We start from the raw sequence: 17707 nt of genomic DNA on the forward strand, positions 1-17707 counted from the left end.
TACCCTATTAAAACCTTATATTTATAGGTATAAAAGAAACTGCAAATTGCTTTGTAAATATACCATACTCTATGGCAAATGACTGATAGAATATATCAAAATGAAAACCAACCCTCATATCATAAAGCTGATAAGACATTTTATCTTGAGAATTTGGTACATATAAATCATCAACTGTTATTTTATGTCCAACAATATTTGCATAGCTTCCTATACCATTTACTCCAACTTTTGATTCTAGACTTCCATATATAATGTCAGCTCCCACAGAAAAATAAGCAGCTAAATATTGTATAACTGGCACCTTCTCCTGCATTTTAAATCCAAATACCAATTTAGGACTTAAAGCAAAAGTTTTCCATTTTGATTCTAAAAAAGCATTTCCATTGAATACTACACCTGTATCAGTTCCGCCATTATAACCTAAGTAAAGAGGTACATATACATTTCTGTTATTGGCAGCTAATTTTAAATTTCCTTCATCATAGTTAAAGTCAAATCTTAAATCTCCGAAAAAATATTTAGTTCTGAAAAGATAAGCCTTTAATGAAGCACCTACATTCCAGCCAAGCGACTCTATTTCAACATCATTTACAACAGCACCGTAAATCTCTTTAAATCCTAAAGAAATACCTCCTCTAAGAGTTAAAGCCAAAGGTACAGGTCCAAGATTAACCTGCAAATAAGCATTTATATGAGGTATAGGAAGTATATCCAAAGCCTTTGCCAATGAATCATAATCATTTTCTCTTTTAGGAGGATTTTGTATATCATTTATATGAAGTAAAGGAACATCGCTGTATAAATTAATTCCAAAACTTCCTATAGGTGTATGCATAGGTATAAGAAGCCCTGTATTATTTCCGGAAGCTGCATTGAAAGCTGCCTTATTTTTTAAAGCATTAATAACTACTGTAGCTGTTCCCTGCTGCATATTAGCAACTTCTAAAAATCCTAATGTAGTACCAACTAACAATATAACAGATTCATTTGTTGTAGTGTCCAACACTTTTTCAGGATTCTGTATTATAGTAAGAATTTCTCCAAATGTAAAACTTTTTATTCCGTCATCGAAAAGCTGATTCATTTGTTTGCTGTCAGTTAAAATATTCAATGTTTCTTTGGGAATATTATTATACATTCCTGTAGATTCTATATAAGCATTAATAAAAGTTTTATAATCAATAGTCGGAATAATCTGTGAATATAAATTGATGCTTATAATAATCATCATAAAAAATATTAAGTATACCTTTTTCATAAATAACCCAACAAATAATTAAAAAAAAACAAGTATGAATAAATCCATTAATAAAATCATTTTTTATTATATTTTAATATTAATTTAATGCAAGCTAATATTAAATTTTATTTAAATAAAAATTATAATTAAATATTAGCATTAAAGCTCAAAAGTATAATGCGTAACAGCCTCATCAGGACGGAAATAGTCATTGCCTTTATCTTTAATTATCTTTAACATATCAGCCATAGCCTTATAATACAAGAAATAATAATCATACTTTTTGAACTCCGACATAGGAGAGTTTAAAAGCAAATTATAATATTTCTCTGAAAGATTCAAGGCCGTTTCATATTGAGTATTAAGTTTAAACTGTCTGTCATAATCAACTAAACGCACTATTTTGTTATTGAAAGTAAATAAATCAGCTCCTCCGCTCTCCCAGCCTATAGAAGAAGCTAATTCATTATTAGGCACTACATTAACCCAGTCAGACTCTTGTGCTTTATCTGGTGGAACTGAAGAAACTTGTAACTGATAATAACCAGACTTTTTAATATGTTCTTCTGTAACAGTGAAGTTTGTTTCAAATCTGTCAACAGTTTCCATAATTTCCTTTATTGGTGGCATAGGATAAGTGCTGTTGAAAGTTCTGTAGTATTTACCGTTTAACTCAGTATAAGAAGGCTCGAAAGGTGTACCATCAGGTATTTCATAACCAAGCATTTTATTAGTTATATTAATTATACTACCTGACGCAGGATCATATCCTCTTGAAATCCCTGCCCCTTTAAGCTTATATTTATCCATAACATCATAAGGTTCCTCTTTCCAATTTATACCATCTTCTGTTGTATATACATTCTTAGGATCATTTCCATTAACATAATAATTAGTCCATAATTTCCATCTATCATTATAGCCACGTTTTAAATAACTAGATTGAATTTCTGCATACAATTTATTTTCATCATACCATATACCATATATTTTCAATCCATTTATCATATGATTTGTAACCCAATTTTTAGCATCAGACATATCTTTTCCCCATTCAATCGTATAATATTCATTTTTACTCCAATAAAAATCTTCATCATTAGGCTCTATATAATATGTAAGATATTCATTATAAAAATTAAAATCCAATTTAAATACAAATATTTTACCCTTAAAATAAATTATCCTATTTTCAATAGTATTTCCAAATCTTCCTTGAAAACTCGGATTATTAAAATTAGGTTTTGGAAAATCAAATACATTTGAGGAAGAAGCTTTTTTCCAATTTAATAAATCTGATGAACTTCTGTTACTGTAATGAATTATAAGTTTCTCTACATAACCAAAATTATCGTTAGTAATTTTTTTATAAATATCTTCTATTTTTTCTCCAGTTTCTTCATCATAACTGTATCCCCAATAATAACCAATATTATTAGGTACATTATCAGGAATTTTATATTGCCAATTTGTTGCCCAGCCTTGAGACTCTGCTTTTACAGGTATCCTTACTTCTGTATCAGTAATAACGAGTTTCTTTGAATGTAAATTCTTCCAATACTCTGTTTGTTCTAAATCTCCTGAATTAATGCCGTGTATTTTGGTTATTGTTTTTCCGTCTTTCTCTATTCTTAATACAGCACCTTTATTTAATTGTCTAAGCATTTTTGTTTCTGGGTTATATTCATATTCATTTGTAGCTAAAACATACCAGTCATTTTTGAATTTGAATCTTCTTCCATATCCGCCGAACACTGTACCGTTTTGAACTACTTCAGGTTTTACTTCAATAGGCTTTTCTTCAATATCTCCTTCATCTGGAGGATCTGGAACTGGTGTTGGATCTGGGTAATCCGGTATTTCTGGTTTATTATCATCTATGATTGGAAATTTTGTTGGAGGCGGTATATTGTTAGGCCCTAAGAGATTTACCTTTTTACAGGACATTATCAGCACTATTATTAAAATCAATAAAAGAAGTAAAAAATAAAATTTCTTATTTTTATTAATAAAATTCTTTTTCATAATATAACCCTCAAGTATTATTATACAATTTTTTATTATTACTATCAATAAATTTTATTAAAATTTTATATTTATTAATATTATTTACATTCTTAATGTTATAGAATATTTTGAATAAAATTAGGCAAATTTTTTTTGATATTTTATAAGAAAGCGATTTTATATTATTGGCTTGGCTTGGCTTGGCTTGGCTTGGCTTGGCTTGGCTTGGCTTGGCTTGGCTTGGCTTGGCTGTGATACCTAAGCAGAAATCAAAAAATAACAAATCAAACATATTTTCATTTTATATTATAATATTATTTTTTCAAGATGATTTACAAATTAAAATTTTATTTATTTTGAAGTTCTTTAATCTTATTTTTTATATCAACAACTATTTCCTCAACAGAAGTTTTATTAAGAAAGTCTATTTTTTTACCATAATTGTCTAATAATGCTTTTTCATCTTCTGTTTTAACAGCTTTAGCAGATATTATTCTCTTAAGCATAAGCATCATCAATGCATGATGAAGTTTTAATTTATCAAAATCTATGCTTCCTCTTAAAAAATAAAATTTCATATTTTCTTTTTCATCAGAATGGAAATTTTTATTAACATAATCATTATATAATTCTTTATCTTCAGGATTCCCAAGCCCTACTATCACACAGTATAAATTTTTTCTTCCCTTTAATTTCTTATAGAACTTTTTTATGCCCTTAGCTGATGAAAGTTTACCTGCATACAAAGCACCTGCAAAAACTATAAAGTCATAAGTATCTAAATTTTGAAAAGTTACATTATCTATACCATAAAGATCACCATGAAGTTTATCGGCTATCCATTTAGCATAAGTTCTTGTAGTTCCGTATTTACTTTTATAAAGCACAGCAATTTTATTTGACATAAACTAATCCTATAAAAAATTAATATATTACATTATAGTAAAAATAAAAGACTTTGTCAAAAACTATTTTTTATACTAAAGATTAACAGCATAAGATAATACACCATTAACCATCTCTTCCCTCACCTTTCCGCTTTCAACTAATTTTTTTAATAATTCATTTACTCTGCTCTCATCTTCATTGAAACTAATAGCAATCATATGAACTGTGTCAGGCTGTCTTATTAAAAAATTTATTATATCTTCTTCAGTGATTTTTTTAGTATTTCCTTTCGCCTTATCAGATACGCTAGGCACATCTATTTCAATACTGCAGTTTGCTTCAAAATATTTCTTTGCCTTTTCCATTTCTTCATCATTCAATGCCTTAGCTTTTTCGTTTGAGGTTCTTCTTGTAGCTGTAACAAGCTGTACTCTGTCAGGTTTTATTTTGTTTACTATTTTTATTATATCATCAAGCTCTTCTTTACTGTCATTTATATCTTTAAGTAAAAATACTTCAAGCCAATACTCACCTTTAAAAACTCTTCTAAACTCTATAAGCCCATTAACCATTTTATCAAAATCAATTTCTTTATTAGGCTGATCTATAAGTTTAAAAGTATCTATATTACCGGCATCAAGAGAAGGTATAACTAAATCAGCAATAAGCAAATCAGAACGCATTTCCTGTTTATAAAGCAAAGAACCATTTGTTATAATACATACAGGAATATCAGTTATTTGTTTTATTTCATAAATTAACTTTTTTAAATCCTTATAAAGTGTAGGCTCTCCTGAACCTGCAAATGTTATATAATCAATATTTTTATTATTAAGCAAAGCCTCTTTTAATTCATATATTATTTCATCAACAGAATAATAATTAGCAAGATTAGTTTTAGTATTTTCTTCAGAACCTAATTGACAATATATACAATTATAACTGCAAGTCTTATGAGGTATAACATCTATTCCTAAAGAATTACCCAACCTTTTTGACACTACTGGGCCGAATACTCTTTTTGTTTTTAACTTTGATTTATTTTTATTTTGATTGAGAAGTAAAGGCTCTTTAGTTTCTTTTTTAGTGTTATCATATCTTTCTTCATTTGCTTTATAAAATGCATTTGTTACTTTATCAAGAAGTTCACCGTCTAAACTAAATACAGACAAAGCAAATATTTCAGGCTCTTCATAATGGGTTTCTTTATTATTTTTATATTCTTTTTTTACCGCTTTTTCTATAGCCTTTACTTTTTCTTTTATCTCATCTTTTTCAAGCATATCAGTTTTATTTAGTACGATAATAGACTTTTTCTTTATTAATTCTTTACTATACTGCTTCAATTCATTTCTAAGTTTTTTATAAGTATCAGCTACATCTTCATCAGTTAAATCTATAACAAAACATAAAGCACCTGTTCTTTCTATATGTCTTAAAAAAGTAAGTCCAAGTCCGGCACCTTCGCTAGCACCTTCTATAATTCCCGGAATATCGGCAATAACAAAACTTCTTTCATAATCTAAATAACAAACACCCAAATTCGGAGTAAGTGTAGTAAATGGATATGATGCAATTTTAGGATTAGCTCTTGTAAGTCTTGCAAGCAAACTTGATTTACCGGCATTAGGCATTCCAACAAGTCCAATATCAGCAATAAGTTTAACTTCTAATCTTATATTTAATTTCTCGCCTTCCAAACCATGCTGTGCATAGTCCGGTGCCTGATTAGTAGCTGTAGCATAGAATTTATTTCCTTTTCCGCCTTTTCCGCCTCTAGCAACAGTATAGCTTTGTCCGTCCTCTAGTAAATCAGCTAATATATTATTTGTATCTTCATCATAAACAACTGTACCGATAGGAACTCTTATAACAACATCATCGCCCCTTTTACCGTCGCTTAATCTAGCTCTTCCGGGTTCTCCGTCTCTAGCTCTGAATCTTTTTCTGCTTTTTATTTTACCGAAACTATTTATTCTTGCATCTACTCTAACAATAACATCTCCGCCATCTCCGCCGTTTCCACCGTCAGGGCCTCCCATAGGTACATGAGCTTCTCTTCTGAAACTTACGCTTCCAGCTCCTCCATGTCCTGCTTCTATTTCAAAACTTACTACATCTATAAATTGATCCATTTTATTATTACCTTATTATTATTTGTATATTTAAATTATTTATTTTCAGACATTTATTATATTATAAAAATATATTTTATCAATGCTATAAATATTGAATAAATAATCTTATATATACCTAAACAACTATATTTTGTCAATTTTTGATTATTTTTGAATGTAATTATAACTTATAAATAATATAAAATATTAACACATAGCGGTAAAATATGTTTTTAAATGTAATGTAAAACCACATATTTGTGCAATAATAAGTAATCAGCCGCAAGTATAACGGACGTTTGATAAGAGTAGGCAATACTGTGCGGGAAGGTGCCACAGCTTGTGGTTGACAAACTTAAAAATTTTCAGTATATACCTAAACAAATACAGTTTGTCAAAAATATAAATTTATTTTTGTTTTTATATCTGGGGCTTTGCCCCATACCCCAGTTCTTTTATTGGTATAAAAGAACCAAAAGAACTGCATTTTTAGTATAAATATAGGCTATACCATACATTTAATACATATATTTTTAATATAAAGTTCTAGTAATTGCGTTTTTCGCATAGCGTATCCGAAGGATAAAAACTTTTTGTGCGGCAAAAAAGTTGATAATAATTATATAATGTGCAGTGGTCGGCAAAATGAAATTGTTTCAGTATATACTGAAACAAATATATTTTGTCAAAAATTATTTTATTATTTTTATTATTTGTGGAGACTAGCTCCCACACCCCACTTCTTTTGCGACCTAAGGAAGTGCCTGTGACTGAAAGGAATACCTTTAGGTATGGTATTGCCACAAAGAAGCTATATCCTCGACAGGCTCGGATACGCTTCACGAAAGGCTACATATAAGACAATTTTAGTATGATTTAGTACTAATTTTATACCTTGCACTTTTTGCAACTTTTTGCGGCGGGAAAAAGTTGACTAAAAAAATGACAAACTTAAAAATTTTTAGTATATACTAAAAGTTTAGTTTATAAAAAATGATTTTTTTAATATTGCCAGACTATTACAAACAATCTATATGCCAAAACTTTTTATACATATATTTGATTAAATATAAATGCATTATCTTAATTTGATTATGATATCAACTCTTCTATTTTTTCTTCTTCCGTCTGCTGTATCATTAGAAGCTATAGGTTCATCATCAGCAAAACCTTTATAAGATAATTTATCATGATCAAGATTAGGGAGTATATAATCTGCAACTGATTTTGCTCTTTTTTCAGACAATTGCTGATTATATTCTTTTTGTCCTGTATTATCAGTATGACCTTCTACTATGATTTCTCTGTCAGGATAAGTTTCTTTGATTGCTTTAATAACATTATCTATAGTATTTTTTGCTTCCGGTTTTAAAGTATAAGAATCTGTATCAAAAAGAATCTCTCCAAGTCTTAATACTAAACCTTCAGGTACTGTATCTATAGTAACATTATCATCATTATAAAGATTATCTTCTAATTTTTTTCTATTATACTCTTCTTCTTCTCTTGTAATAGTATCATAAATTTTATATGTGCTTATAATATTCATTTTGTACTGCAAACTAGCATAAGACAATTCTCTTCCGTATCCAAATAATATTTGATATCTTTCCTGCTGAGATACAGGAATATTTTTTTCCATATCCCAAAGGAATGTACCATAATTAAAACCGTATATTCTTTCAGGATAACCTTTTCTTGAAAGTCCAGCCTGAAGCAAATCTTTATCAGTCATAATATGATATTGTATAACAGCATTTCTGCTTCCGTCATCATTAGTTTCAACATTTGCAAATAAATAATCTGAAGACAAAGCCATTGTCAAATTAGGAGCATTATTTACTTTAACAATTTCTATAGATTCTCTATTCCATGATTCAGTGAGCTTTACTTCATTATCAGGGAAAGTAGGAACATGTCTTACATTAGGCATAAAATAATTATAAGGAACTTCAAATTTACCATTCGTATGAATTATAAAATCGCTTGTGTATTCTTCATCAAGATGAAAAACTTTCTCGCCTTTCATCATTCTAAAAATCTTGAATACTCCGCTTACTCTATATCCGCCTTTTGGAGCTATCGCAATAACGGTTAAATCAACAATGTTTCTTTCTTTATATGTACTTGTTAATATACCATTCTCATAATATTCTACATCAGCTGTTTTAACTGATTCTATTCTTTTTCCTTTTTCTAAATTCCAATAAAATTTATGTGTTATTTCAGAATTTAAAACACTAACAATTAAAATAGAAAATATAAAAACAAATAAACTAATTTTTTTCATAAGATTAATATTTAATAAAATTATTTTTTATTTTTTTACTTTAGAAGTTTCTTTCTTTAACTCTTTCAATCTTCTCTTTTCTTCTTTTAATCTAGCTTTCTCTGCCTTACGTTCTAATTTGATCCTTTTCTTATCTACAACTTTTGTCTTACTCTTTTCTTTTGCTATATCTTCTTCGGTCTTCTCTGTTTTGAAAGATATTACCAATTTATATAACTGTAGGAAGATATATTGTAATTCCTTTATTCTCTTATCCATTGTTTCCATATTATGGCTGCTTGTACTGGATAAATTAGATACATTTTCTATGGAATTTACTAATTCCTTCATCTCAGTCTCTGCTGTATTTACTACATTAACTACATCTTCTGCTAACTTATCTACACTAGAAATATTCTGACTAACTGCTGAACTCATCTGCATTTGTTTTAAAGATAATTCCTGTACATCTTCTGTAATATTATTCAAGTTGCTGATATTCATCAATATCTCACGTCTGCCTATATCTAATTCATCATTAGCTCCGGATATTGTTGCTATCAAATCTGCCAAAGTATTAGAACCTTCTAATATCTTTTCCATTGACTCTGAACTCTTGAAAGCTAAAGATACTGTATGATCTATTGCTTGTGTTGTCTCTTCAATTATCTCATTAATGATTTTAGAGTTCTCTCCTGTATCTTCTGCCAATTTTCTTATCTTATCTGCTACTACTGTAAATCCGCGTCCATGCTCACCAGCATGTGCTGCTTCTATAGCTGCGTTCATCGCTAATAGGTTTGTCTGCTCTGCTATATTATGTATTACCTGTGTAATATTAGTTATCTGCTTAGAATATTCTTTAATGCTTTGTATAGAATCTACTACAGACTCACCTATATTACTTCCTTCCTGTGCCTCTGTATATAGAATCTTAGCATAGTCATTTGCCTTAGTAGCTCCATGGCTTACTGTTACTATGTTAGCCATCATTTGCTGTACTGAACTACTAGTCTTAGTTACAGCTTCTGACTGCTGCTTCATCTTATCATTAATATCGTTAATATTTTCTAATAATAACTGTACTGTCTCATTCACTGCTGTAAATCTAGTACGCTGCATAAAACTTACTCTAGCAGCATTTGCTGACGATTCTGCTATCTTATTAGAATTGACTAACTCTGTTTCAAATTCTTTATAAATTGTATTAAAATCACTGATACTTATACTAATAGAAGCTCTCATATTCTGAATATTACCTGTTAAAGTATAAGCATTATTTTTTACACTTACTATAATATTTTTTACTTTATCTAAGAACTTATTAAAAGAATGTACCAATTCACCTGATTCATTATTACTAATAACCGGAAGTCTGATTGTTAAATCTCCTTCTCCTTCGCTCAAAGACTCTGATACATTCTTAGCAAATACCAAAGTTTTTCTCAAAGAAAGTATCAAAGCTAATATAACTAATAAGAATGCTAATAATCCTAAATATATTGCTATAGAAGCTTTTATTATAGTATTTCTAAATAATTGATTTTGATAAGCATTGCTATGCTGCCAAACATTTAGAATATACAAGTTATTAAATAAAGGATATTTTATAACCAATGTATCAGAATCATCAAAAGAAATAACATTTACATTTACTATATTATTTCTATAATTAGTACTTTTATTATTTTTTATTTCTACACCAACTGCACTGCCATCTAAATCTCTTTGAGTGTCGCCTATCAATGAAGGATTATTAGAAGCCTTTATATTATATAAATTATCTGTTAAAAATATATTCAAATTAGTCTTAAATGTATCATCTGATAATACATCTAAATATATAGAACTTCTTACCTCTAAAGTAACAAACCCTACATTTCTATTATTTAATAAAATAGGATTATATATATAAAAAGTATCTGCATTTGGAGTTATATCTATAAGAGAATTGGTTTCTGTAGATAGTTTAGTAATATAATTACCTGCTATATTAGGTCTTGAATTTGTATTAATATTAGCTAAATTATTTACATCATATTTCCAATTTATAGATAAATTATCAATACCATTAGTGTTGATATTAATATTAACATTTTCTAAATCTCCAAAATATATACCTACAGATGAAATATTATTATCATTAGCATATCTTGTACTTAAATAACTTGATAATAAAGATGTATAAGTATCCAAAGTATATGTATTTCTATATATTATATTCATATATGCAACTATATTATCAACTACTGTAACATATTTTCCTAGAGAATCTGAAATATTATTAATAAAATCATTAGCATAACCTTTCTTTACCATCATATCATATTGTCTGTCATAAATTATTTCAGATCTGTAATGCATACCATTAATTAAAGTAACTATAAATATTACTGTAGCCATTGATACAGGTAAAAAATTATAAACCATAGGTAAATAATATTCTTTTCCGCCTGTCTTTTTATATAAAGGTCTTACTAATATATTAAAAAATATAGAAGAAACAGCCATAGCTATACTAATTAAAAATATAACCATTATTAGACGTATGTTTAGTATTTCAAATAATGTAATACTTCCATCTAATATATAAACTGTATATGAAACAATAGCTACTAAAACTACAGCAATACCAGATTTGACAACATATATTTTTCCTAAAGGTATGGATTTTCCTTTTTCTACTTTGAGACAATCGAAAAACATACTTACAGCTGTAAATAAAGCTAAAAAAAGTATAAATATATATACATATCCTCTTAATGAACTTGATTGCTGATAAATTGTTTTTAATAGTATAGAATATGAACCAACTGAGATAGCGGCCATAATTAAGAATGCTATTGGTATATAAAATTTTAATCTTTTTTTAATTTATCTTCATTTACTTGAAAAAACATACTATTCAACCTGTAAAATATTTGGTTACTATCTTAATTTTCGGCATAATAATGTCAATATTTAGAAATAACCATTTAACTTTACAAACTATTTTATCTGTTAATATAACATCATTTTATAAAATTTACCAGTAAAAAATATATTTAATAATTAATAAACATATAAAAAGTTATAATATGGTAAAATATAATTTTTATTTTTTATTTTTAGCATTTTCTTTCTTCAACTCTTTCAATCTTCTCTTTTCTTCTTTTAATCTAGCTTTCTCTGCCTTACGTTCTAATTTAAGCTTTTTCTTATCTAAAGCTTTTTTATTATTCTCTTTTGCTATATCTTCTTCTGTCTTCTCTGTTTTGAAAGATATTACCAATTTATATAACTGTAGGAAGATATATTGTAATTCCTTTATTCTCTTATCCATTGTCTCCATATTATTGCTGCTTGTACTGGATAAATTAGATACATTTTCTATGGAATTTACTAATTCCTTCATCTCAGTCTCTGCTGTATTTACTACATTAACTACATCTTCTGCTAACTTATCTACACTAGAAATATTCTGACTAACTGCTGAACTCATCTGCATTTGTTTTAAAGATAATTCCTGTACATCTTCTGTAATATTATTCAAGTTGCTGATATTCATCAATATCTCACGTCTGCCTATATCTAATTCATCATTAGCACCAGATATTGTTGCTATCAAATCTGCCAAAGTATTAGAACCTTCTAATATCTTTCCCATTGACTCTGAACTCTTGAAAGCTAAAGATACTGTATGATCTATTGCTTGTGTTGTCTCTTCAATTATCTCATTAATGATTTTAGAGTTCTCTCCTGTATCTTCTGCCAATTTTCTTATCTTATCTGCTACTACTGTAAATCCGCGTCCATGCTCACCAGCATGTGCTGCTTCTATTGCTGCGTTCATCGCTAATAGGTTTGTCTGCTCTGCTATATTATGTATTACCTGTGTAATATTAGTTATCTGCTTAGAATATTCTTTAATGCTTTGTATAGAACCTACTACAGACTCACCTATATTACTTCCTTCCTGTGCCTCTGTATATAGAATCTTAGCATAGTCATTTGCCTTAGTAGCTCCATGGCTTACTGTTACTATGTTAGCCATCATTTGCTGTACTGAACTACTAGTCTTAGTTACAGCTTCTGATTGCTGCTTCATCTTATCATTAATATCGTTAATATTTTCTAATAATAACTGTACTGTCTCATTCACTGCTGTAAATCTAGTACGCTGCATAAAACTTACTCTAGCAGCATTTGCTGACGATTCTGCTATTTTATTTGAATTAGACAGCTCTGTTTCAAATTCTTTATAAATTGTATTAAAATCACTGATACTTAAACTAATAGAAGCTCTCATATTCTGAATATTACCTGTTAAAGTATAAGCATTATTTTTTACACTTACTATAATATTTTTTACTTTATCTAAGAACTTATTAAAAGAATGTACCAATTCACCTGATTCATTATTACTAATAACCGGAAGTCTGATTGTTAAATCTCCTTCTCCTTCGCTCAAAGACTCTGATACATTTTTAGCAAATACTAAAGTTTTTCTCAAAGAAAGTATCAAAGCTAATATAACTAATAAGAATGCTAATAATCCTAAATATATTGATATAGAAGATCTTATTATAGTATTTCTAAATAATTGATTTCTATATGCACTATTATGCTGCCACATATTTATAACATATAAGTTATTAAATAAAGCATATTTTATAGCTACTGCATTAGTATTCTCAAAAGAAATAACATTCACATCAACTATATTATTTCTATAGTTATTATAATTATTATTTTTTATTTCTATACCAATAGCAGTACTATCAAAATCTCTTTGGGTATCGCCTATCAATGAAGGATTATTAGAAGCCTTTATACTATATGAATCATCTGTTAAAAATATATTCAAATTATTCTTAAAAGCCTCATCTGATAATACATCTAAATATACAGAACTTCTTACCTCTACACTAACAAATCCCACATGTCTATTATTTAATAAAATAGGACTATATATATAAAAAGTATTAGCATTTGGAGTTATATCTATAAGAGTATTAGTTTCTGTGGATAACCTACTAGTATAACTATTTGCTATATTAGGTCTTCCATTTGTTTCAATATTAGCTAAGTCATTAATATCATATTTCCAAATTATGGATAATTTATTGATATCATTAGTGTTGATATCAATATTAACATTTTCTAAATCTCCAAAATATATACCTACAGATGAAATATTATTATCATTAGTATATCTTGTACTTAAATAACTTGATAATAAAGATGTATAAGTATCCAAAGTATATGTATTTCTATATATTATATTCATATATGCAACTATATTATCAGCTACTGTAACATATTTTCCTAGAGAATCTGCAATATTATTCGCAAAATCATTAGCATAACCTTTTTTTGTTATTATATCATATTGTCTGTCATAAATTATTTCAGATCTGTAATGCATACCATTAACAAAAGTAACTATAAATATTACTGTCGCTATAGATATCGGAAGAAAATTATATGCTATAGGAAGATGATATTCTCTTCTTCCTGTTTTTTTATATAATGGTTTTACTAATATATTAAAACTTGTAGAGGCAATAGACATGGCTACACTAATCAAAAATATAACCATTATTAAACGTATATTAAGCATCTCAAATATAGATATTTTACCAAGATATATATGAAGACTGTATGAAAAAATAGCTACAAGAACTACTGCCAATCCTGCTTTTATAACATAAATTTTTCCTATAGCAATAAATTTTCCCTTTTCTAACTTTAAACAATCAAAGTATATACTTATACAAAAAACAGCAATCAATATAAAAATAAATATGTATAAATAACTTATTATAGAACTTGATAATTGATAAACTGTTTTTAATAATATTGAAAAAATAGCTACTGAAACAACTCCTGCAAAAATGAATAGAGCAGGCAAATAAAATTTTAATCTTCTTTTCAGTGTATTTTCATCTGATTTAAATATCATACTTTGTAACCTACAATTTTATATACTATTAGAATATAGTCGGTAAATATTATTATTTATTTAGCAACAATAAATTAATTTGATACAGTTTTAGCTTTAGAAACGGCTTCTTCTATAGAACCAACAAATCTAAATGCCTGATCTGGCAAATCATCATAATCGCCATTACAAATACCTTTAAAACTTCTTATAGTATCTTCTAATTTTACATATCTACCTTGAAGTCCTGTAAATTGCTCTCCTACAAAGAAAGGCTGACTTAAGAACTGCTCTATTTTTCTAGCCCTAGATACTATTAATTTATCATCTTCTGAAAGCTCATCTGCACCAAGTATAGCAATAATATCTTGTAAATCTCTATATCTCTGTAATATATGCTGTACTTTTCTTGCAACATCGTAATGTTCCTGACCCAATATATTCGGATCCAATATTCTGCTTGTTGAAGCTAAAGGATCTACTGCCGGATAAATACCTTTTTCACTAACCTCTCTTGATAATACAGTAGTAGCATCAAGGTGAGTAAATGCTGTAGCAGGTGCTGGGTCTGTAAGGTCATCTGCTGGTACATAAACAGCCTGTATTGATGTAATAGATCCATTTTTAGTGGATGTAATTCTTTCCTGTAAAGCTCCCATCTCTGTTGCTAAAGTAGGCTGATAACCAACTGCTGAAGGCATACGTCCAAGTAATGCTGATACCTCACTTCCTGCCTGTGTGAATCTGAATATATTATCTATAAATAATAATACATCTAAACCAGCAGAATCTCTAAAATATTCAGCCATAGTCAAAGCAGATAAAGCTACTCTTAATCTTGCTCCAGGTGGTTCATTCATCTGACCATAAACAAGACAAGTCTTATTAATAACTCCAGACTCTTTCATCTCTGACCATAAGTCATTACCTTCTCTAGTTCTCTCACCTACACCAGCAAACACAGAATAACCGCCATGCTCACTTGCTATATTATGTATAAGCTCCATTATGAGAACTGTTTTACCTACTCCTGCTCCTCCAAAAAGCCCTGTTTTACCGCCTTTAATGTAAGGAGCTAACAAGTCTATAACTTTAATACCGGTTTCAAATATTTCAAGTTTAGGCTCTAATGTCTCAAATTTAGGAGGTGAAGCATGTATTGATCTGTATTCTTTAGCTACTATAGGCTCACCTTTATCTACAGTCTGACCTAATACATTAAATATTCTGCCTATAGTTTCTGTTCCAACCGGTACCATTATATGATTGCCGGTATCAAATATATCATCTCCTCTTGATATACCATCTGTAGATTCCAGAGCTATAGCTCTTACTCTGCCGCCGCCTAAATGCTGCTGTACCTCACAAATAATATGTCTTTGAACACCCTCTATTTCTTTATCTATATAAAGTGCATTCAATATAGCTGGAAGATGTCCCTCTTCAAACTCAGCATCTAAGGTAGAACCTACAACCTGAATAACTTTTCCTCTTTTTCCTTCTACCATAAAACATTCCTTAATTTTTTTATATATTTTATTACCTATTGAAAACTTATTCAAGTACTTTAACCATTTCTTTGTGAATTTTTTTATTGCTTGCTATATACTGTTCTTTAGAAAAAATATCATATTCTTCCATATTTATACCAGTTACCATACCTCCGGCCTGCTTTAATATAATACTGCCAGCACAAATATCCCAAGGAGAAAGCCCATACTCAAAAAATCCGTCAGCCGCACCTTCAGCTACCATACATATATCAAGAGCAGCGGAACCATCTCTTCTTAAAGCTAAAGTACTTTTTACCATATTAGCAAAATCAACCATTCTATCATGAAGAAAATCATCATCTACACTAGCATTATAATAAAATCCTGTTATTATAAGAGATTCTATAAGTTTATTGCTAGAACTTACTTTTATAACTTTATTGTTTTTATAGGCTTTTGACTTTATATGAGCCTTATAAACTGTATCTGTTAAAGGAGCATAAACCACTCCTAATATAGGTATACCCTTATAAGCAAGCCCTATAGATATACAGTAAAAAGGATAACCATGTATAAAATTACTAGTACCATCTATAGGATCAACTATCCAAGTAAATTTCTTACTAGTATTATCTTTAGATTCCTCTCCATAAAATCCAAATTTAGGATAGCATTTTAATAAATATTCTTTTATCTTTTTTTCATTTTTTAAATCAACTTCTGTAAATAAATCAGTTTTACCTTTTTTTGATACTTTTTTAGGGCATCCGAAATATTTTAAAGAATACTTACCTGCCTTAATTGCTATATGCTCAGCATCTTTTAAGCATTTATTTAATTTAGATTTTGATAAATCTTTTATTTCATTCAATATAGCATCATTTTCAGAAAAATTTGATTTTTTCTTTTTACTAGAAAATCCATTCGTAAGCATATCTATAATGTCATTTAACATATTACCCTCCAATAATAAATATTAAATTTATTTTTTAGCTTCTGGCTCTCTGAAAAGCAAAAGAGAAGGATTATCTTTTATTTTTTCGCTAAATACTCTTAAATTATCAACTATTTGATTAAAATTAGTATGTAACTGAGGATCTTTCATTATGGCACCTATTGTCCCATTTCCCTGTTCTACATCATTTATAACATAAGATAAATCCCTAGCAATATTATTTATATACCCTAAAGTCGCACTTGCATTTGATATCGAATTATTTATGTTAGATTCATTACTAACTATAACACCAGATATCAAATTTATAGTTTGAGCAAGATTACTTACAACCGCTGATAATTCTTGAAAATTTAAATCTTTACCTATATCACCTATAGAGCCTAATGTTGTTTCTATACTAAACGGTTCAACACCTTTTACTATTGTATTAGGCGCCATACTTGTCATACCGGTAGTATTAATAGCAGGAGGAGATACCATTATGTATTTTTCTCCAAGTCCTAATCCTACTGTTTGTATAGAAAATTTAGTTCCTACTGGAATTATAACATTTTTATCAGTAATAAATAAAGTTACTCTAATAGTTCCATCCGGATTTATGGCTATTTTTTCAATAAAACCTATTTGAATTCCACCGCCTCTATATGAAACCTTACCATTTTCCTGTAAGTCTCCTATAAATACATAGTCTACATATATCCTGTATCCATCACCCTTGAGCTTTATCTTACCCAATAATATTATAGCCCCTACAAATATAACAAATGTAGCAATAAAAATATACCTAATTTAACTTTATTTTTCATGAT

The 17707-nt window shown here is 28.6% G+C and carries 11 protein-coding genes; all 11 read right to left on the reverse strand.

Going from position 1 to position 17707, the window contains the following annotated elements:
* Positions 1-7 precede the first annotated feature (7 nt).
* Entirely contained in the window at positions 8-1261 is a 1254-nt protein-coding gene (locus tag BINT_RS08295; RefSeq protein WP_014488125.1) for a hypothetical protein, read from the reverse strand.
* A gap of 141 nt (positions 1262-1402) precedes the next feature.
* Positions 1403-3268: a hypothetical protein gene (locus BINT_RS08300; protein WP_049783503.1), complete on the reverse strand. Its 1866-nt coding sequence runs from the start codon at positions 3266-3268 to the stop codon at positions 1403-1405.
* Between the two features lie 10 nt (positions 3269-3278).
* Positions 3279-3542: a hypothetical protein gene (locus BINT_RS14810; RefSeq protein ID WP_158306603.1), complete on the reverse strand. Its 264-nt coding sequence runs from the start codon at positions 3540-3542 to the stop codon at positions 3279-3281.
* Positions 3543-3597: 55 nt separating this feature from the next.
* On the reverse strand, positions 3598-4155 hold the full coding sequence (locus BINT_RS08305; RefSeq protein WP_014488127.1) for a flavodoxin domain-containing protein: 558 nt from the start codon (positions 4153-4155) through the stop codon (positions 3598-3600).
* Between the two features lie 75 nt (positions 4156-4230).
* Positions 4231-6273, reverse strand: coding sequence for a GTPase ObgE (gene obgE / locus BINT_RS08310; protein WP_014488128.1), 2043 nt, complete (start codon positions 6271-6273; stop codon positions 4231-4233).
* Positions 6274-7333: 1060 nt separating this feature from the next.
* Positions 7334-8545, reverse strand: coding sequence for an OmpA family protein (locus tag BINT_RS08315; protein WP_014488129.1), 1212 nt, complete (start codon positions 8543-8545; stop codon positions 7334-7336).
* Positions 8546-8572: 27 nt separating this feature from the next.
* The gene (locus tag BINT_RS08320; RefSeq protein ID WP_014488130.1) at positions 8573-11353 is read right to left on the reverse strand and encodes a methyl-accepting chemotaxis protein; all 2781 of its coding nucleotides are present in this window, start codon (positions 11351-11353) and stop codon (positions 8573-8575) included.
* A gap of 265 nt (positions 11354-11618) precedes the next feature.
* A complete protein-coding gene (locus BINT_RS08325) occupies positions 11619-14468 on the reverse strand; it encodes a methyl-accepting chemotaxis protein (protein WP_014488131.1) in 2850 nt (949 codons plus the stop codon).
* A gap of 74 nt (positions 14469-14542) precedes the next feature.
* Positions 14543-15955, reverse strand: coding sequence for a F0F1 ATP synthase subunit beta (gene atpD, locus BINT_RS08330; RefSeq protein WP_014488132.1), 1413 nt, complete (start codon positions 15953-15955; stop codon positions 14543-14545).
* Positions 15956-16001: 46 nt separating this feature from the next.
* Entirely contained in the window at positions 16002-16895 is an 894-nt protein-coding gene (locus BINT_RS08335; protein WP_014488133.1) for an inositol monophosphatase family protein, read from the reverse strand.
* A 27-nt stretch (positions 16896-16922) separates the two neighbouring features.
* Positions 16923-17633 carry an MlaD family protein gene (locus tag BINT_RS08340; RefSeq protein WP_014488134.1) on the reverse strand — a complete coding sequence of 237 codons (711 nt, stop codon included), beginning with the start codon at positions 17631-17633 and terminating at the stop codon, positions 16923-16925.
* Between the last annotated feature and the right edge of the window lie 74 nt (positions 17634-17707).

The sequence above is a fragment of the Brachyspira intermedia PWS/A genome (genome assembly GCF_000223215.1).
GTDB lineage: Bacteria > Spirochaetota > Brachyspiria > Brachyspirales > Brachyspiraceae > Brachyspira > Brachyspira intermedia.

Excerpts from the sequence above, each read along its gene's own strand:
- BINT_RS08295 (WP_014488125.1), bottom strand. The coding sequence starts at position 1,261 with ATGAAAAAGGTATACTTAATATTTTTTATGATGATTATTATAAGCATC.
- BINT_RS08300 (WP_049783503.1), bottom strand. The coding sequence starts at position 3,268 with ATGAAAAAGAATTTTATTAATAAAAATAAGAAATTTTATTTTTTACTT.
- BINT_RS14810 (WP_158306603.1), bottom strand. The coding sequence starts at position 3,542 with ATGTTTGATTTGTTATTTTTTGATTTCTGCTTAGGTATCACAGCCAAG.
- BINT_RS08305 (WP_014488127.1), bottom strand. The coding sequence starts at position 4,155 with ATGTCAAATAAAATTGCTGTGCTTTATAAAAGTAAATACGGAACTACA.
- obgE (WP_014488128.1), bottom strand. The coding sequence starts at position 6,273 with ATGGATCAATTTATAGATGTAGTAAGTTTTGAAATAGAAGCAGGACAT.
- BINT_RS08315 (WP_014488129.1), bottom strand. The coding sequence starts at position 8,545 with ATGAAAAAAATTAGTTTATTTGTTTTTATATTTTCTATTTTAATTGTT.
- BINT_RS08320 (WP_014488130.1), bottom strand. The coding sequence starts at position 11,353 with ATGGCCGCTATCTCAGTTGGTTCATATTCTATACTATTAAAAACAATT.
- BINT_RS08325 (WP_014488131.1), bottom strand. The coding sequence starts at position 14,468 with ATGATATTTAAATCAGATGAAAATACACTGAAAAGAAGATTAAAATTT.
- atpD (WP_014488132.1), bottom strand. The coding sequence starts at position 15,955 with ATGGTAGAAGGAAAAAGAGGAAAAGTTATTCAGGTTGTAGGTTCTACC.
- BINT_RS08335 (WP_014488133.1), bottom strand. The coding sequence starts at position 16,895 with ATGTTAAATGACATTATAGATATGCTTACGAATGGATTTTCTAGTAAA.